General features: G+C 71.8%; 16 protein-coding genes and 1 tRNA gene. 9 read left to right on the forward strand and 8 right to left on the reverse strand.

Annotated features, from left to right (window positions below):
* Entirely contained in the window at nt 1-1,194 is a 1,194-nt protein-coding gene (locus AMY39116_RS0319975) for a sorbosone dehydrogenase family protein (RefSeq protein WP_020419412.1), read from the forward strand.
* On the opposite strand, the gene AMY39116_RS0319980 is transcribed toward AMY39116_RS0319975, so the two are convergent.
* Complete coding sequence (locus tag AMY39116_RS0319980; protein WP_020419413.1) at nt 1,178-2,557, reverse strand: amino acid permease; 1,380 nt, start codon at nt 2,555-2,557, stop codon at nt 1,178-1,180. The two genes, AMY39116_RS0319975 and AMY39116_RS0319980, sit on opposite strands and share 17 nt — an antisense overlap.
* A gap of 101 nt (nt 2,558-2,658) precedes the next feature.
* Here AMY39116_RS0319980 and AMY39116_RS0319985 point away from each other — a divergent pair, with 101 nt between their 5' ends.
* Entirely contained in the window at nt 2,659-3,225 is a 567-nt protein-coding gene (locus tag AMY39116_RS0319985) for a PadR family transcriptional regulator (protein WP_027936074.1), read from the forward strand.
* A 2-nt stretch (nt 3,226-3,227) separates the two neighbouring features.
* Nucleotides 3,228-4,169 carry a hypothetical protein gene (locus AMY39116_RS47575; protein ID WP_020419415.1) on the forward strand — a complete coding sequence of 314 codons (942 nt, stop codon included), beginning with the start codon at nt 3,228-3,230 and terminating at the stop codon, nt 4,167-4,169.
* Here AMY39116_RS47575 and AMY39116_RS0319995 read toward each other — a convergent pair.
* From AMY39116_RS0319995 to AMY39116_RS0320005, 3 genes are all read right to left on the reverse strand, one after another.
* A complete protein-coding gene (locus AMY39116_RS0319995) occupies nt 4,159-5,370 on the reverse strand; it encodes a cytochrome P450 (RefSeq protein ID WP_020419416.1) in 1,212 nt (403 codons plus the stop codon). The genes AMY39116_RS47575 and AMY39116_RS0319995 overlap by 11 nt on opposite strands.
* A gap of 80 nt (nt 5,371-5,450) precedes the next feature.
* A complete protein-coding gene (locus tag AMY39116_RS0320000; RefSeq protein WP_020419417.1) occupies nt 5,451-5,807 on the reverse strand; it encodes a multidrug efflux SMR transporter in 357 nt (118 codons plus the stop codon).
* Nucleotides 5,807-6,127: a multidrug efflux SMR transporter gene (locus tag AMY39116_RS0320005; RefSeq protein ID WP_020419418.1), complete on the reverse strand. Its 321-nt coding sequence runs from the start codon at nt 6,125-6,127 to the stop codon at nt 5,807-5,809. The genes AMY39116_RS0320000 and AMY39116_RS0320005 overlap by 1 nt, the downstream gene beginning before the upstream one ends.
* A gap of 103 nt (nt 6,128-6,230) precedes the next feature.
* Between AMY39116_RS0320005 and AMY39116_RS0320010 the strand changes: the two genes are divergently transcribed.
* Nucleotides 6,231-6,590: a MerR family transcriptional regulator gene (locus tag AMY39116_RS0320010; RefSeq protein WP_020419419.1), complete on the forward strand. Its 360-nt coding sequence runs from the start codon at nt 6,231-6,233 to the stop codon at nt 6,588-6,590.
* A gap of 315 nt (nt 6,591-6,905) precedes the next feature.
* Here AMY39116_RS0320010 and AMY39116_RS0320015 read toward each other — a convergent pair whose 3' ends face one another.
* The 3 genes from AMY39116_RS0320015 to AMY39116_RS0320025 form a co-directional block, all read right to left on the reverse strand.
* A complete protein-coding gene (locus AMY39116_RS0320015; protein ID WP_027936075.1) occupies nt 6,906-9,770 on the reverse strand; it encodes a BTAD domain-containing putative transcriptional regulator in 2,865 nt (954 codons plus the stop codon).
* 56 nt (nt 9,771-9,826) lie between these two features.
* Complete coding sequence (locus AMY39116_RS0320020) at nt 9,827-10,420, reverse strand: TetR/AcrR family transcriptional regulator (RefSeq protein WP_020419421.1); 594 nt, start codon at nt 10,418-10,420, stop codon at nt 9,827-9,829.
* 136 nt (nt 10,421-10,556) lie between these two features.
* Complete coding sequence (locus AMY39116_RS0320025) at nt 10,557-11,483, reverse strand: acyl-CoA desaturase (protein WP_020419422.1); 927 nt, start codon at nt 11,481-11,483, stop codon at nt 10,557-10,559.
* A 185-nt stretch (nt 11,484-11,668) separates the two neighbouring features.
* Here AMY39116_RS0320025 and AMY39116_RS0320030 point away from each other — a divergent pair.
* From AMY39116_RS0320030 to AMY39116_RS0320050, 5 genes are all read left to right on the forward strand, one after another.
* Nucleotides 11,669-11,740, forward strand: a tRNA-Gln gene (locus AMY39116_RS0320030).
* Between the two features lie 139 nt (nt 11,741-11,879).
* Nucleotides 11,880-13,520 (forward strand): diguanylate cyclase, encoded by a 1,641-nt coding sequence (locus AMY39116_RS43265; RefSeq protein ID WP_020419423.1) that lies wholly within the window; start codon nt 11,880-11,882, stop codon nt 13,518-13,520.
* 44 nt (nt 13,521-13,564) lie between these two features.
* Entirely contained in the window at nt 13,565-15,046 is a 1,482-nt protein-coding gene (gene glmU / locus AMY39116_RS0320040; protein ID WP_020419424.1) for a bifunctional UDP-N-acetylglucosamine diphosphorylase/glucosamine-1-phosphate N-acetyltransferase GlmU, read from the forward strand.
* Nucleotides 15,036-16,016, forward strand: coding sequence for a ribose-phosphate diphosphokinase (locus tag AMY39116_RS0320045; protein WP_027936077.1), 981 nt, complete (start codon nt 15,036-15,038; stop codon nt 16,014-16,016). The genes glmU and AMY39116_RS0320045 overlap by 11 nt, the downstream gene beginning before the upstream one ends.
* A 72-nt stretch (nt 16,017-16,088) precedes the next feature.
* A complete protein-coding gene (locus AMY39116_RS0320050) occupies nt 16,089-16,943 on the forward strand; it encodes a TIGR03621 family F420-dependent LLM class oxidoreductase (RefSeq protein WP_020419426.1) in 855 nt (284 codons plus the stop codon).
* Here the strand turns inward: AMY39116_RS0320050 and AMY39116_RS0320055 are convergent.
* Entirely contained in the window at nt 16,932-17,918 is a 987-nt protein-coding gene (locus tag AMY39116_RS0320055; RefSeq protein WP_020419427.1) for a hypothetical protein, read from the reverse strand. The two genes, AMY39116_RS0320050 and AMY39116_RS0320055, sit on opposite strands and share 12 nt — an antisense overlap.
* Between the last annotated feature and the right edge of the window lie 16 nt (nt 17,919-17,934).

Raw genomic sequence — 17,934 nt, forward strand, 5'->3', positions numbered from 1 at the left:
ATGCGCCGCATCGGGGCCGTACTGCTCGCCGTCCTCGCCGTCACGGCTTGCTCGTCTTCGCCCGCACAGGACCTGCCGTCGACCCCGGCCACCGTCGCCGCGCCCACCACGGTCAGCGGGCAGAGCCTCGCGCTGAAGGTGGACGTCGTGACCGGCGGGCTGCAGCACGGCTGGGACGTCGGCTTCCTGCCCGGCGGTTCGATGCTCGTCACCCAGCGGCCGGGGCGGCTCGCGCTGGTGCGCGGCACCGCGGTCACCCAGGTCCAGGCCGACTTCTCCGACGTGTGGGCGCGTGGCGAGGGCGGTCTGATGGGGATGGTCGTGCACCCGGACTTCGCCACCAGCCGCCGGTTCACCACCTGCCAGACGCACCAGGAGGGCGGCCGCGCGGTCGACGTCCGTCTGGTGACCTGGACGCTGTCGGCGGACGAGCGCAGCGCGACCAAGGTGCGCGACCTGCTGACCGGGCTGCCGGTCAACCAGAGCGGCCGCCACTCCGGGTGCCGCCCGGAGATCGCCGCGGACGGGGCGCTGCTCGTCGGCACCGGCGACACCGCGCGGCCGGACGTGTCGCAGGACCGGCACAGCCTCGGCGGCAAGGTGCTGCGCATCGACCTGAACACCGGCGCGCCGCTGCCGGACAACCCGTTCATCTCCTCGGCCGACCCGAACGAGCAGCGGATCTACAGCTTCGGGCACCGCAACATCCAGGGCGTGGCGGTGCGCCCGGGCACCGGCCAGGTGTTCGTGGGCGAGCACGGGCCGACGTTCGACGACGAGATCAACCTGATCCGCGCCGGCGGCAACTACGGCTGGGACCCGTCGCAGGGCGGCACCGTCGACTCTTACGACGAGGACGTGCCGATGACGGACCTGCAGCGGTTCCCGGACGCCGTCCGGCCACTGTGGACCTCCGGGGACATCACCGAGGCGATCTGCGGCGCGGCTTTCGTGTCCGGGCCGCAGTGGGGCGCGCTGGACGGCAGGCTGGCCGTGGTCGCGCTCAAGGGCCAGAAGATGCTGATGTTCACGGTGGACCCGGCGGGTGCGGTCACCGAGGTCTACCTGCCCGCCGAGTTCGACGACACGTACGGCCGGCTGCGCGCGGTGCGCAGCGGCCCCGACGGCGCGTTGTACGTGACCACGTCGGACGGCAACGACGACAAGCTCCTGCGCATCACGCCCGCTGCTTGACGCGCGACGGCCGGTTGCTCAGCAGGTAGCCCGCCCCGATGACCACCGCCACGATCGGCGTGACGTAGAGGGCCACCCGGGTGTCCTCACCGAACCCGAGCAGCACCACGACCAGCGCGAGGAACGCCAGCGCCAGGTACCCGGTCCACGGCGCGCCCGGCATGCGGAACTCCGACGCGGGCAGCTCGCCGCGGTCGCTGCGGCGGCGGTAGACCAGCTGGCACACCACGATCACGCCCCACGTCCACAACACCCCGACCGTGGCGACGCTGGTGATGTAGGCGAACGCCTTCTCCGGCACGACCGCGTTGATCAGGATGCCGGCCGCCATGACGATCGCGGACGCGGTGATGCTCGCCGCGGGCACCTGCCGCTTCGACAGCTTGCCGAACGCGGCGGGCGCCGACCGGTGCACGGCGAGGGTGCGCAGCATCCGACCGGTCGAGTAGATGCCCGAGTTGCACGAGGACAGTGCCGCGGTCAGCACGACGAACTGGATGATCCCCGCCGCGCCGTGGATGCCGACCGCGTCGAAGGCCCGCACGAACGGGCTCTCGCCGCCGTGGAACTCGGTCCACGGCACCAGCGACAGCAGCACCACCAGCGCGCCGACGTAGAACACCCCGATCCGGACCATCACGCTGTTGATCGCCTTCGGCAGCACGACCCGCGGGTTCTCCGCCTCGCCCGCGGTCAGCCCGATCAGCTCGACGCCGAGGTAGGCGAACATGACGCTCTGCAGCGCCAGCAGCGCGCTGCCCGCGCCGTGCGGCAGGAACCCGCCGTCGCTGACCAGGTGCGCGAACGTCGCGTGCTCACCGGCGGGCCCGATCCCGAACACGATGACCGCGAGCCCGAGCACGATCGCCCCGACGATCGTCACGACCTTGATCATCGAGAACCAGAACTCGAACTCGCCGAACACCTTGACCGAGATCAGGTTGGCCAGGAACAACAGCCCGAGCACGACCGCCGCGGTGACCCACTGCGGGATGTCCGGGAACCAGTACTGCACGTAGATCCCGGCGGCGGTGATCTCGGCCATCGCGGTGACCACCCACATCAGCCAGTAGACCCAGCCGGTGGCGAACCCGGCGAAGCGGCCGACGAACTCCTCGGCGTAGTCGACGAAGCTGCGGGACACCGGCCGGTACATCAGCAGCTCGCCGAGCGCGCGCATGATCAGGAAGATGACCACGCCCGCGACGGCGTATGAGGCGATCAGCGCGGGCCCGGACGTCTCGATCGCCGCACCCGCCCCGAGGAACAGGCCGGTTCCGATCGCGCCGCCGATCGCCATCATGCTGATCTGGCGGTTCTTCAGGCCCCTGGCGTAACCCTCGTCGGTTCCCTGGTCGCTCATACCCCTCCCGTCCACGGCTGGTCCAGACCCTAACGACGGGGTTCGGGCGCGGAAGCTTGGGTGGATTTGTAATGGTCGAAGTCTGATGGTAGTTTTCGACTATGCCACGTCGCGCACTGGAGAATCCGCTGGTCCTGGCGGTACTCGGCCTCCTACTGGAGTCGCCGATGCACCCGTACCAGGTGTTCACGGAGCTGCGTGCCCGCAGCGCGAGCGCCATCAACCGGGGCACGCTGTACGACGTTGTGGAGGCGATGGCCGCGGCGGAGTGGATCACGCCGCAGGGCACCGAACGCAGCGGCAACCGGCCGGAACGGACCGTCTACGCGCTCACCGACGCCGGCCGCGACGAGCTGGTGCGCAGGCTGGACAGCCGGATCCGCGAGCCGAAGCGGGAGTTCCCCGAGTTCCTCGGCGCGATCGCCTACGTCGGCGCGCTCGGGCCGGACGGCGCCGCGGCCGCGCTGACCGAGCGCGCGCAGCGGTTGTCCGAACGCGCCGACGCCGACCAGGAGCGGCTGACCGCGGTGCTGGAGAGCGGCGTGCCGCGTCTGCACGTCATCGAAGCCGAGTACGCGCTCCACCAGACCCGCGCGGAGATCGCGTGGGTGGAAAACCTCGTCGCCGAGATCCGCGGCGGCGCCCTGACCTGGCCCGGAAAGGACTGAGCATGCTCTTCGGCATCTACCCCGGCGGTGTCACCGGGACCGACTCCGGCGAACTGGCGGGCGGACCGCCCGACAACCCCGCGCGGATCCGGGGAGCGCTGACCGCGTTGCGGGGCGGAGGCCCGTTCCTCATCCGCGCCTACCTCGGGTTCGACGACTCTACTTCGGACGGTCCACACGAGACGCTGACCCCGGCGGACGCCGCGCAGTACACCGGTGACGGCCGCGTGCTGGACCTCGTCGCGCAGTACCAGTCCGCGAGCGGCGATGTGGACGGCTACCGCGCGTTCGTGCGGCGGCTGGTCGAGCAGTACGGCGCCGTGACCGGCACGCTGCAAATCGCGGAAGAGCCGAACGTGCCGGACAACCCGGTGCTCGACGGCTACTACCCGCGCGTGATCGACGCGATTGTCGCCGGGGTCGCCGCGGCCAAGGAGCGGGCGACCGAACTCGGGCACGATCTGCGGGTCGGCTTCAACACCACCCCGCTGTTCGGGCCGGGCGCGTCGTTCATCGCGGACCTCGCGAAGGCGGGCGGCGCCGAGTTCGTGCGCCAGGTGGACTACGTGGGCCTGGACTTCTTCCCGGACGTCTTCCAGCCGGTCGCGGCGGCGGAGCTGCCCGCGGCGGTGGCGGGCCTGCTGCGCCACCACCGCGAGAACGTCCTCGCGCCGGCCGGGTTCGGGGACGTCCCGCTGCACATCACCGAGCACGGCTGGCCGACCGGGCCAGGGCGCTCCGCCGAGCGGCAAGCCGAGGTGGTGGAGGCCGTCGTCCGCGCTGCCGCCGACGCGGGCGTGAGCTGCTACACCCATTTCGCGCTGCGGGACGCGGACAGCGCGAACCCCGGCCTGTTCCACCAGTTCGGCCTGCTGCGGGACGACTACACGGCCAAGCCCGCCTTCGACACCTACCGGAAGCTGATCGCCGAGTTCACCAGGTGACCGGCAGTTCGTGCACGCCGTAGATGTTCATGTCGGTCCGCAGCCGCACCTCGTCCGCCGGGACGGCGAGCCGGAGGTCCGGGAAGCGGCGCAACAGCCCGGCGAACCCGGCGCGCATCTCCAGCCGGGCCAGCTGCTGGCCGAGGCACTGGTGGACGCCGTGGCCGAAGGCCATGTGCCCGCGGGCGTTGCGGTGCACGTCCAGCTCGTCCGGTTCGTCGAAGCGGCGGGGGTCGCGGTTGGCGGACAGCAGCGAGACGACGACGGTCGCCCCCTTGGGGATCGTTTCGCCGCCGACTTCGAGGTCCTCGGTGGCGTAACGGTAGAAGACGTCGGCGACGGACAGGTACCGCAGGAGTTCCTCGACGGCGCCCTGCACCAGCTCCGGGTTCGCACGCAGATCGGCCATCTGCGCGGGGTGCTCCAGGAGCGCGAAGGTGCCCAGGCCCAACATGTTCGCCGTCGTCTCGTGCCCGGCGAGGAGCAGCAGGAAGGCGATGCCGGTCAGCTCCTCGATGCTGAGGTCGTCCTGCCGGGCCAGGTCGGACAGGATGTCCTCGCCGGGCTCGGCGCGCTTGCGGGTGACCAGCTCCGCCAGGTAGCCGGTGAGCGCGCCGACGACGGCGATCTTCTCCTCCAGCTCGATGTCCTTGACCATGAACCGCGCCGCGTTGTGCTGGAACGTCTCCCGGTCCTCGTACGGGACGCCGAGCAGCTCGCAGATCACCAGCGACGGCACCGGCAGCGCGAACTCCTTGACCAGGTCGACCGGCGGGGTGAGCCGCGCCATCTGGTCCAGGTGCCGCTCGGCGATGTCGTTGATGTGCTCTTCGAGCTGCTTCATGCGCTTGACGGTGAAGGCGCCGGTGAGCCTGCGCCGCAGCCGGGTGTGGTCCGGCGGGTCCATGGAGATGAACAGGCCGGGCATCTGCGGGGACGGCTCGGTCTGCTCCGGCATGCCCGGGGTCGGGTACGGCACGTGGATGATGTCGAGGTCCAGGCGGGAGCTGAACCGGGTGTCGGCCAGCACCTGCCGGACCTCGTCGTAGCCGGTGACCAGCCAGCCCTCGTGGCCGTCGGGGAAGACCAGCGGGCAGACCGGGCGGGACTCGCGCAGCCGGGTGAACCCGGTGGGCGGGTCGAAGGGGCCGGCGTCGCGGTCGGTGGGGAGTCCGTTCGGGATGGGAACCGTCTGAGTCACCGGGGATCCTTTCGTGGCGGTTGCTGGGACCCACCATCACGGCCGGCGCTGACACCCGGCTGACACGGCTCTGACACGCATCAGGCCCGAGGGCGGTCGGCGAGCTTGAGCCACACAACGCCGGCGATGATCACCGTGAGCCACAGCGCCTTGGCCGGCGTGAGGGTCTCGTCGAAGAACACCGGGCCGAGCAGGGCGGCTCCGGCGGCGCCGATGCCGGCCCAGACCGCGTAGCCGATGCCCACGTCGATGCTGCGCAGGGCGAGGCTCAGCGCGAAGAGCGTGAGCAGGAAGAAGACGACCGCGACGAGCGACCAGGAGAGCACGGTGAAGCCCTGGCTGCCGCCGACGGACAGGGCGTAGCCGACTTCGAAGGCGCCGGCGAGCAGGAGGACGGGCCAGGCGGCGGCGGGTGCGGTGGACGTGCGGCGCGCCATCACGCGGCTCCGCTCAGCTGGAGGCCGACGACGCCGGCGATGACGGCGGCGATGCCGAGCACCTTGCGCCAGTCGAGGCGCTGACCGAACAGGACGACGCCGAGGACGACGATCCCGACGCCGGCGACGGAGGTCCAGATCGCGTAGCCGACGCCCACGTCGAAGGTCAGCAGCGCCAGGCTGAGGAGGTAGGTGGCGATGCCGCCGCTGACCAGCGTGGCGGCGGTCCAGGCGGGCCGGGTGAAGCCCTGGGCCTTGCCTGCGGAGATGGCGACCGCGATCTCGAAGAGAACGGCGACGCCGAGGTAGAACCAGTGCACGGAGGTTCCTTTCACGGAGTTTGGCTGTGCACCGCACATCGTGAAACTTCACACCGGTGTCAATTGCAAGAATGGGGAGCGGCGGACGGTCTGGAGGAGGCTCATGCGCATCGGGGAGCTGGCGGAGGCCACCGGGGTCAGCACCCGGTCTTTGCGGTACTACGAGGAACAGGGGCTCATCCGGTCGTCACGCACGCCGGGCGGGTGGCGCGACTTCGACAGCTCGATGGTCGAGCGGGTGGTCCTGATCCAGCACCTGTTCGCGGCCGGCCTGTCCAGCGCCACGGTCAACGAACTGCTCCCCTGCCTGGAGGCCCCGCCCGAGGAGCGCAACGGCGTGCTGGAGGAGCTGCTCGCCGAGCAAGCCGAACGCCTGGAAGCCAAGCGACGCGACATCGAGCGCGAACTGGACATCCTGCGCGCCCTGCGGAAGGAAACGGCCCTGCCCGGCCACGCCGCCTGATCAACGGCCCGGCACCTCACACGCCGCCAACCCCGCACCCGTTCCACGTGGTCACCCGAGGTCCAGACCAGCACCTCGAACCGCCTGGAAGCCCGCCCGGGGAGCGCACCGACGCGATGGACAAGCCGCTCGCCCAGCCCACCCCCGCACCACCTGATCAACAGCCCGGCCCCTCACACGCCGCCAAACCCGCACCCGCCCGCACCCGTTCCACGTGGATCACCCGAGGTCCAGGCCAGCACCTCGCCCCCACCCGAGGAGCGCACCGCCGCGCCCTGGAGAAGCCGCTCGCCCAGCCCACCCCGCGCCACCTGATCAACGACCCGGCACCTCACACGCCGCCAAACCCGCACCCGCCCGCACCCGTTCCACGTGATCACCCGAGGTCCGGGCCAGCACCACCTCGAACTGCTCCCGCGCCCCAGACACGTCCGCGACCGCGAGCAGGCTCGCGCCCAGCCGGTTGCGGATCTCCAGCTCCAGCTGCGGCCGGGTCCGCTCGGTGACCAGCGCGAACGCCCTCCGCTGCAGCTCCAGCGCCGCCTCCGCGTTGCCGAGCCCGGACTCCGCCGCGCCCCACATCGACAGGCAGTCGGCGGTCAGCGCGATGTCCCCGGCCTCCTCGGCGGCCCCCGCGGCCCGGCGCAACGCGCCCACTGCTTCCGCGTGCCGTCCGACCGCCAGGTGGAACTTCCCCAGGCTGCCCACCGCCATCGCCACCGCCCGCGGCCGCCCGATCTTCTCGCCGAATGCGACCCCCTGCTCCAGGCAGGCGCGGGCCTCGTCGAACCGGCCGAGCCGCAGGTGGGTCAGGCCGATGTTGGCGACCGCCATCCCGCACAGGAACGGGTCGTCCAGCCTGCGCCCCAGCTCGTGGGCCTCGTGCAGCAGGGCGAGCGCCTCGCCGGTGTCGCCGCACGCAACCGCGAGCGTGCCGAGGCCGCAGAGCGCGCGGGCCTCCTCCCGGCGGTCCCCGGCCTGCCTGCTGATCCGCAGCGCCTCGTGCAGCCATGGGCGGCTCCGCTCGTAGCGGCCCTGCATGCCCTCCGCGACCCCGAACCCGAACCGCACCGCGGACCGCATCCGTGGGTCGGCGCACTGCTCGGCGAGCGGGAGCGCGATCTCCAGCGCCGCGCGGCACTCGTCGTAGCGGCCCTGCCGGACCACGTACTCGACGAGCCCCTCGGCGATCCAGCACGCGTAGTCCGCTTCCCCGGCCTCCGCCGCGTAGCGGACGACGTCCGGCAGCTCGCCGCCTGCCGAGTCGAGCCAGCCCGCCGCGTCCGCCCAGCCGGTGAACGGCACGTCGTCCACCGGCGGACCGCTCGACGGGTCGTGGACGCCCCAGTCGCTCGCGATCCGCGCGGCGGCCGCGTACAGCCGCAGCACCCCGGCCCTGGCCCCGGGCTCGTCCGCGCCCAGCCGCCGGGCGAACACCGCCACCAGGTCGTGCAGCCGGTAGCGCCCAGGGGCCGGCTGCAGCAGCAGGCTCGCGTCCACCAGGCGTTCCAGCGAATCCCCCGCCACCGGTTCGGCTAGCCCGAGCATCGCGGCCACCGCCCGCGCGTCGAACTCGACCGTCGGTGCCAGCCCGAGCACCCGGAACGTGCGCTGCTCGGCGGCCGCGAGCTGGCGGTAGGACAGCCGCAGCGCCGCCTCGACGCCGTGGTCCTCCGCGGTCAGCTCGCCCAGCCTGCGCGAGTCGTCGGCGAGCCGGTCCACCAGGTGCTCGACGGTCCACATCGGACGGTTCTGCAGCCGGGCGCCCGCGATCCGCAGCGCCAGTGGCAACCCGCCGCACAACCGGACCAGCTCGCGCACCGCGCCGGGCTCCCGCCCGACCCGCTCGGCGCCGACGACCCGGCGCAGAAGTCCTTCCGCGGCAACGGCATCGAGCACGTCGAGCGACACCCGGCGGTCGGCGGGCAACCCGGTCAGCCGTTGCCTGCTCGTCACCAGCACCGTGCTGCCCGCGCCGGAGGGCAGCAACGGCCGCACCTGCTCGGCGCTCTTCGCGTCGTCGAGCACCAGCAGCAGCCGCGAGGACGCGGTCGCCGACCGCCAGGTCGCGGCCAGCTCGTCGACGTCCGGCCCGACCGGCCCGGTGTCGACGCCGATCGCCCGCAGCAGCCGGGCCAGCGCGTGCGCCGGGCGCAGCGGCTCGTGCCCCTCGGTGTGCCCGTGCAGGTTCAGGTGCAGGCAGCCGTCCGGGAAGTCCGGACGCAACACGTGGGCGGCGCGGAGGGCGAGTGCGCTCTTGCCCGCGCCCGCGACGCCGTCGACCGCGATGACGGTCACCAGCTCCGGGTCGCCCGGCTCGACGAGCCGCGCCAGCTCGTCCGCACGCCCGGCGAGTTCACCGCCGTCCGCGGGCAACTCGTTGCGGGGCGGGCGTTTGCGCGTGACGCCGAGCGCGGTGTCGTCACCCCGCAGCACCGCCTGCTGCACCCGGCGCGGTTCGGCGCCCGGCTCCACGCCGAGGTCGTCCACGAGGCGGCGGCGCAGCCCGGTGAACACGGCCAGCGCGTCCGCCCGCCGTCCCGCCGCGTACAGCGCGCGCATCAGCAGCGCGGCCAGCTCCTCGTGGTGCGGGTGGACGCCGGCGAGCGCGGACAGCTCGTCGATCACCTCGCCGTGCCGTCCCAGGCGCAGCTGCCACCCGGCCTTCCCGAGCTGCAGCGCGATGCGGCGTTCGGTGAGCCGGAGCCGGTGCCCGTCGAGGAAGGGGCCGGGCAGCCCGGTGAGCGGCTCACCGTCGAACAGGTCCAGCGCGTCTGCGGCGGCGCGCACCGCGACGGCGAGATCACCGGCACGCTCCGCGGCCGCGGCCTCGGCCGCGATCCGGTCCAGGGTCACGGTGTCCACCTCGGCGGCGGCGCCGACGAACCGGTAGCCGCTGCTGTCGCGGGCGATCACGGCGTCCGCGGGCTCGTCTTCACTCGCGCGTAGGCACTTGCGCAACCGGTGGACGTAGACCGGCACCACGCGGCGGCCGGTGCCCGGCGGTTCGAGGCCCCACACGTCGTCGAGGAGCTCACCGGCGCCGACCACCACGTCCGGGCGCAACACGAGCGCGGCGAGCAGGGCTTTCTGCCGGACCGGGCCCAGGTCGAGGGGCTGGTCGCCGCGCCAGGCCCGGAGCGGGCCGAGCACACTCAGCCGGAGCCGGCCCCCACTCACCACACCGCCCCCAACGCCGTGCTGTCGACTCGTGGCGCAGTGTAGCGGGAATCCGGTCAGTCCAGGCGCAGTTTGGGCTTGTGCTCCAGGTGCGACAGCCCGTTCCAGGCCAGGTTGACCAGGTGCGCGGCCACCTCGTGGCGCTTGGGGCGGCGGGCGTCGAGCCACCACTGGCCGGTCAGGGCGACCATCCCGACCAGCGCCTGGGCGTAGAGCGGCGCGAGCTTGTCGTCGTAGCCGCGCGCGTCGAACTGCTGCGCGAGGATGTGCTCGACCTGCATCGCGATGTCGTTGAGCAGCGTGGAGAACGTGCCGGAGGCGCTGGCCACCGGCGAGTCGCGGACGAGGATGCGGAAGCCGTCGTGCGACTCCTCGACGTAGGCCAGCAGCGCGCCGGCCGCCTGCTCGAGCATCGCCCTGGGGTGCCCACCGTGCAAAGTGGACACCATCCGGTCGAGCAGGGACTGGGTCTCGCGGTCGACGACGACGGCGTAGATGCCTTCCTTGCCGCCGAAGTGCTCGTAGACCACGGGTTTGGAGACGTTCGCCCGGTGGGCGATCTCCTCGATGGAGGTGCCGTCGAAGCCCTTCTCGGCGAAGAGCTTGCGGGCGACGTCGAGCAGTTGCTGCCGGCGTTCCGCGCCCGTCATCCGGACGCGGGGCACCGGCCCCGGAGGCCGCACCCCGGTGGCCTCACGCTTCGCTCGACGTCGTCCCGCCACTCATGGAGAGTAACTGCAACGCGCAGCGTTTCCATTGAGGGTGGTGGTGGGCGAGGGGCTGGCCCTATTCCGACGACAGACGTGCCAGGCGCTGCGGGGTGGGCCAGCGCACGTTGTGCACCCACCCGAGCTTCTCGAACGCCCAGATCACGCGGGCCGAGATGTCGATCTGGCCGCGCTTGACACCGTGCCGCGCCGAGGTCGGGTCGGCGTGGTGCAGGTTGTGCCAGGACTCGCCGAAGGACAGGATCGCCAGCGGCCAGAAGTTGGCCGACTTGTCGCGCGCTGCGAACGGCCGCTCACCGATCATGTGGCACACCGAGTTGACCGACCACGTCACGTGGTGCAGCACGCACACCCGGACCAGCCCGGCCCAGAAGAACGCGGTGACCGCACCCCAGAACGACCAGGTGATGAGGCCGCCGAGAAGGGCCGGCAGCGTCAGCGTGAGCAGCGTCCACAGCCAGAACAGCTCGTCGACCTTCTTGATGGCCGGGTCCTTCAGCAGGTCCGGGGCGAACCGCTCGGCGTTGCTCGTGTCCCGCTCGAACAGCCAGCCCATGTGCGCGTGCCAGAAGCCCTTGGCGATGGCCAGCGGCGAGGTGCCGAACGCCCACGGCGAGTGCGGGTCGCCGTCGCGGTCGGAGAAGGCGTGGTGGCGGCGGTGGTCGGCGACCCAGGTGATGACCGGGCCCTGCACCGCGAAGCTGCCGGCGATGGCCAGCGCCACGCGCAGCCACGGCTTGGCCTTGAACGAGCCGTGCGTGAAGTAGCGGTGGTACGAGACGGTGATCCCGAGCCCGCTGATGACGTAGAAGGCGATGAACAGCCCGACGTCCACCCAGCTCAGTCCCCACCCCCAAGCGAACGGCACGGCGGCGATGAGCGCGGCCAGCGGGAGTATCACGCCGAGGTAGACCGAGAACTGAACACCGGCGCCTCGCTGACCGGCGATGACCGGTTTCGGGCCCTTGGTCTGAGGTGGTTCCATTACCGGAGTGGATGTCATGCGCAACACTTCTTCCTACCTGGGCAAACCCTGAGAAAGGTCGTCCTAACCTACGTTTCCGTAAGTTACGGTACAGGAGGTTTTGCCCCCTGGGGAGCCGTTCAAACCTCGGACACAACCCCAGGACTGGCGCGGTTTTTCGACGTCGCTATCCTGACCAGGCACGATCCGCCGTGGTGTAATTGGCAGCACCTCAGATTTTGGTTCTGATAGTTCAGGTTCGAGTCCTGGCGGCGGAGCTGCCGTGCCCTACCCCGACGTGCCCGAAGGGGGTGCGCCACGCTGCAAGGCGAGAGCAGACCGAAGACCAGGCGGCCGGCACTGGCCGAGCTCTCCGATGCCTGGCTGGCCGGGCGCGCCCGGGAACTGATCGCCGCCGTGCAGCACACGGAGCACGGCGAGCAGCTCGAGATCGTCCGGACGATGGACGAGCTCCTCGACGAGGCCCAGCGCCGGGGTGAGCCGGTCCTGGTCTCCCAGCTCCTCCGCGCGGCGTCGCTGGGCAGGCTCGTCACCCGCGGTCTCGCCGCCGAAGCCGAGCCGCTGCTCGACGAGATGCTGGCCCACACCCGCCGCCACGGCCTCGCGTTGTTCCGCGCCGACGCCCACGCCCTGCGCGGCCGCCGCCTGGTGCTGGCCAAGCAGGAGGACGCGGCGCTGACCGAGATCGCCAGGGCGCTGGCGATCCTGGACGATTCGAACACGCCGGACATGCACATGTCGCGCCGGGAGTGGGCCAAGGCCCAGTCCAGCGCGCTGCTGGACTGCTGGATCGTGCTCAACCAGCTGGGCGTGTACGAGGCGGCCGAGGAGGTCATCGCGAGGGCCCACCAGGCCATCCGGGAGACCGCCGGTCCGCACGAGATCACGCTGCAGCTGATGAACCGCATCAAGATGCTGCTGGGCTGGGGCCTGCGGCTGGAGCGGGTCGCGCGGCACGAGGAGGCGGCCGCGAAGTTCAGCACGGCCGCCTCGATGGCCGTCGCGGTCGAGGCCCCGTTCGCCGAGTCGCTGTTCCCGCGGAAGATCGGCGTGGCCGCGGTCGACCAGGTGGGCGTGCTGGCGGCCGCCCTCGCGCTGGCCGCGCCGGAGCCGGCGCACGTCGACCGGCTGCGGCGGTTGCTGATCGAGCCGGGCTACCCGCACGAGCAGGTGATCGTCACGATCGCGCTGGCCCGCTGCCTGGAGCACGCAGGCCAGCACGACGACGCGCTGAAGGCGCTGCACGCCACGAAGCTCACCCTCGCCGAGGACAACTCGATGCCGTCGATGAACCTGCACCTGATGCGGGAGATCGCGCGGCTGGACAGCGACGCCGACAGCGAGTCGTCGCGGGCGCTGGCGGAGTACTCGGCCGCGCTGGAGGTCGAGCTGTGGCACATGCGGGAGTCGCAGCTGGCGACCCTGGACACGCGCCGCGAGCACGAGCGGCTGTCCGCGCAGCACGGCGCGATCAGCCAGCAGGCGCTGCAGGACCCGCTGACCGGCCTGCCCAACCGGCGCGCGCTGGACGAGCACCTGCGCACGCTGTCCGCGTCGACCACCGCCCAGCCGCTCGCGGTCGCGCTGATCGACCTGGACGGCTTCAAAGGCGTCAACGACCAGCACTCGCACGCCGAGGGCGACGACGTGCTGCGCGTGGTCGCCTCGACGCTGCGGGACGCGTTGCGCGGTGACGACATCGTGGCCCGCTACGGCGGCGACGAGTTCGTCGCGCTGCTGCCCGGCGCGCCGGTCTCGGCGGCCAAGCAGGCGCTGGGCCGGGCGGTCACCGCGGTCGACTCGCTGCCCCACCACCTGTCGCACGGGGTAACCCTTTCGGTGGGACTGGTGTCGCTGCGCCCGCAGGAGCGGGCCGACCAGGTGCTCGCCCGCGCCGACGCCGCGATGTACCAGGCGAAACGCGGCGGCGGGAACCAGGTCGCGACGGCCCAGTCGACGGCGGGCGAGTCCCTTATCGCAGAGGCGGAACCCGGCTCCGAGGGCGACCCACAGCCGGCTGCCAGGCAGGACACGTAGGATCGGGCCCCGCCACCACCCGTCCCGTATTCGTTGGGAGTGCCGTGACCGGCCCGCTGAGCACTGTCATCCTCGCCGCGGGCGAGGGCACCCGGATGCGTTCGAACACCCCGAAGGTGCTGCACCCGCTGGCCGGGAGGCCGCTGGTCGAGCACGCCGTGCGGGCCGCAGCCGGGCTTTCGCCGGACCACCTGGTCGTCGTCGTCGGACACGGCCGGGAGGCCGTCACCGAGCACCTGGGCAAGGTCGGCGAGGCGCTCGGGCGGCCCGTCGCGACCGCGGTGCAGGAGAAGCAGAATGGCACCGGCGACGCGGTTTCGTGTGCTTTGTCCGTTCTGCCGGAAGGACTTTCGGGCACAGTTCTCGTCAGCTACGGCGACGTCCCGTTGCTGGACACCGAGACCATGGCCGCGCTGCTGGCCGAGCACCGCGAGAACGGCCACGCGGTCACGGTTCTGACGTCCGTGGTCGCCGACCCGACCGGTTACGGCCGGATCGTGCGCGATGCGGCCGGCGCGGTCACCGCGATCGTCGAGCAGAAGGACGCGTCGCCGGAGCAGCTGGAGATCGACGAGATCAACTCCGGCGTCTACGCGTTCGACGCGGCCGTGCTGGCCGACGCGCTGACCCGGCTGTCCACCGACAACGCACAGGGCGAGCTGTACCTGACCGACGTGCTGGCGATCGCCCGCGGCGACGGCCGTGGCGTCGGCGCGCTCGTCGTGGACGACCCGTGGCTGACCGAGGGCGTCAACGACCGCGTCCAGCTCGCCGCGATCGGCGCCGAGCTGAACCGCCGCCTCGTGCAGCGCTGGCAGCGCGCCGGGGTCACCGTGGTCGACCCGGCGTCGGTGTGGCTGGACGTGGACGTCGAACTGGCCCGTGACGTGGTGATCGAGCCGGGCGTGCAGCTCAAGGGCGGCACGAAGGTCGGCGAGGGCGCGGTGATCGGGCCGGACACCACGCTCACCGGCGTCACCGTCGGCGCCGGCGCCCAGGTGGTCCGCGCGCACGGCTACGACTCCGAGATCGGCGCGGGCGCGAGCGTCGGCCCGTTCGCCTACCTGCGGCCGGGCACCAAGCTGGGCGACAAGGGCAAGATCGGCACGTTCGTCGAGACCAAGAACGCCGACATCGGCACCGGCACCAAGGTGCCGCACCTGACCTACGTCGGGGACGCCACGATCGGCGAGTACAGCAACATCGGCGCGTCCAGCGTGTTCGTCAACTACGACGGCGTGCGCAAGCACCACACCACCATCGGTTCCCATGTCAAGACCGGATCGGACAACATGTTCGTCGCGCCGGTCACCGTTGGTGACGGTGCGTACTCAGGCGCTGGCACTGTGATCAGGCGGAACGTCCCGCCGGGGGCGCTGGCGGTGTCGACTGGACCACAGCGCAATATTGAAGGCTGGGTGCCCCGGCGCAGGCCGGGTACTCCAGCGGCGGAGGCGGCTCAGGCTGCGCTCGCCGCGCAGGAAAACAAGGAAGAGACCGAGCGGGAGTCGTCTGATGAGTCCTAAGTCCGGCACGCCGAAGAAGAACCTGATGCTCTTCTCCGGCCGCGCACACCGGGAACTCGCGGAGGAGGTCGCTGAGCACCTCAACGTGACGATCACCCCGCAGACGGCGCACACGTTCGCCAACGGCGAGCTGTTCGTGCGTTTCGAGGAGTCGGTCCGCGGCACGGACGCCTTCGTCATCCAGAGCCACACCACGCCCATCAACGAGTGGGTGATGGAGCAGCTGATCATGGTGGACGCGCTCAAGCGCGCCAGCGCCAAGCGCATCACCGTGGTCATGCCGTTCTACCCGTACGCGCGGCAGGACAAGAAGCACAAGGGCCGCGAGCCGATCTCGGCCCGGCTGATCGCCGACCTGTTCAAGACCGCGGGCGCCGACCGGATCATGACGGTCGACCTGCACACCGCGCAGATCCAGGGCTTCTTCGACGGACCGGTGGACCACCTGTTCGCGCAGACCCTGCTGGCCGATCACATCAAGAAGACCTACGGCGACGCCGACATCGCCGTGGTCTCGCCGGACTCCGGCCGCGTGCGGCTGGCCGAGAAGTGGGCCGCCCAGCTGGGCGACCGGCCGATCGCGTTCATCCACAAGACGCGTGACCCCGACAAGCCGAACCAGGCCGTGGCCAACCGCGTCGTCGGCCAGGTCGAGGGCAAGCTGTGCATCCTGGTGGACGACATGATCGACACCGGCGGCACGATCGTGAAGGCCACCGACGCGCTGCTCGCCGAGGGCGCCGCGGACGTCGTCATCGCGACCACGCACGGCATCCTCTCCGACCCGGCCACCGAGCGGCTGTCCAACTGCAAGGCGCGCGAGGTCATCGTCACGAACTCGCTGCCGATCGCGCCGGAGAAGCGGTTCCCGAACCTGACGGTCCTGTCGATCGCGCCGCTGCTGGCGGAGGCGATCCAGCAGGTGTTCGAGGACGGCTCGGTCACCAGCCTGTTCGACGGCAACGCCTGAGTTCTCCCCTGGCCCTTCCGCCGCTGGCGAAACCGGCGGCGGAAGGGCTTTTTCCTGCCTAGCGTCACGGGCATGAACGACTACCGCTTCGGTGTTTCCCTGCGGTTCCTGACCGGGCGCGACGACTGGGCGGCCAAGTGCCGTCGCGCCGAGGAGCTGGGCTACGACACCATCACCATCCCCGACCACCTGGGCATGCCCGCGCCGTTCCCGGCGCTGGTCGCCGCCGCGCAGGCCACCGACCGGGTGCGGGTGGGGCACATGGTGCTCAACGCGCCCTTCTACAACCCGGTGCTGCTGGCGCGGGAGGTCGCCTCGACCGCGCTGCTCACCGGCGGACGGCTGGACGTCGGGCTCGGGTCCGGGCACATGAAGTCCGAGTTCGACGACGCCGGGCTGCCGTTCGCGCCGCCCGCCGAGCGGATCAAGCACCTGGCCCGGACGATCGAGGTGCTGCGGGACCGCCTGGACGACGCGCCGCCGCTGCTGATCGCGGGCAACAGCAACGGGGTGCTGCGGCTGGCGGCGGAGCACGCGGACATCGTCGGGTTCGCCGGGTTGAAGCACGCGCGCGGCTACCCGCCGGGGACGTTCGACCTGGCCTCCGCCGCGGAGCTGGACGACCGGGTCGGGTTCTTCCGCGAGCGGGCCGGCGATCGGCAGGTGCAGCACAACATGCTGATCCAGAACGTCGTGGTGGCCGACGACCCGGTTCCGGCGCTGGAGGAGTGGCTGGCCGGGGTGCCGTCGGAGCTGGGCTGGTCGGCCGCCCGGCTGGTGGACGCGCCGCAGATGCTGGCCGGGACGCCGGAGCAGATCGCGGCGAAGATCCGGGCGATGCGCGAGCGGTACGGGTTCACGTACTTCACGGTGTTCGAGATGGCGATGGAGGAGTTCGCGCCGGTGATCCCGCTGCTACGGGCCTAGCTCGGCGGCGATGTCTCGGTTGAGCGCGCCGGGGTCGACGAGGGCGACGGGTTCGGCGGTCACCGACGGCGCGGCCTGCAGCCTGGTCGCGCCGTCGGCCCGGGGCAGCGTGAATTTGACCGAGCAGGAGACGTCGGCGGCGGTGTCCAGCGGGAGGACGACCTCCCGCGCGCAGGTGCGGGTGCCGAGGGCGTCGGAGGTGACGGCCGAGGTGAGGCTGACGCGCGCGGCCGCCCCGGGGGCCGCGCCGAGCAGGCGGTTGTCGACGCGGACGGTGTCCGTGCAGGCGCCGCCGGCCGTGCAGCCGAGTTCGTGGTCGGTGACCCTGGCGGCGACGACCGGCCCGGCGATGAGGGGCTGCCCGAGTTCGGCCACACCTTCGTCGAGGCGTTCGCGCAGGCCGGGCAGGTGCACGTCGCCGAGGGCGATCTCGTGCGGCCCGAACTGGCCGGCGATGGGCCCGAGGAAAGCGGGCGGGAAGCTGAGCACACGGTGGGGCGAGGTCGCGGTGACCCGGAGCCCACCGAGGTCGAACGCGCCGCCTGCCTCGACCGGCACGCCCACCGGCAGTGCGGCCCGCAGCGCAGCGGCCACCACCTGCGGCGCCAGGAGCCGCCCCGGGTCGAACGGCATCCCGCGGTCCGCCCTGGTCCACTGGGAGCCGAACCGCTCGGCGCGGGGCGCGGACATGCCCTGCCGCTGCCAGTAGGCCGGGGAGGCGCGAACGTAGAGCGAGCCACCCACCCGGAGGGCCCGCACGGTGTCGTCCTGGACCGGAACCTGCCCCTCGACGAGCCCGCCCTTGGTAACGGTGAGGGTCGCACCAGGAACCCGATACGCGACGGCGGCTTCCCCGGCGAGGGCTGTGAGGGCCTCGTCGACGGCGGAGCGAGGATCCGGCGAGGCGGGCCGCTGGGGAGCCTCACAGGCGACGAGCAGGACGAGGACGAGCACCGCGAGACCGCGCAGGCGCATCCGGCCTCCTCGCTCA

It is taken from the genome of Amycolatopsis sp. ATCC 39116, from assembly GCF_000231075.2.
Classification (GTDB): Bacteria; Actinomycetota; Actinomycetes; order Mycobacteriales; family Pseudonocardiaceae; genus Amycolatopsis_E; species Amycolatopsis_E tucumanensis.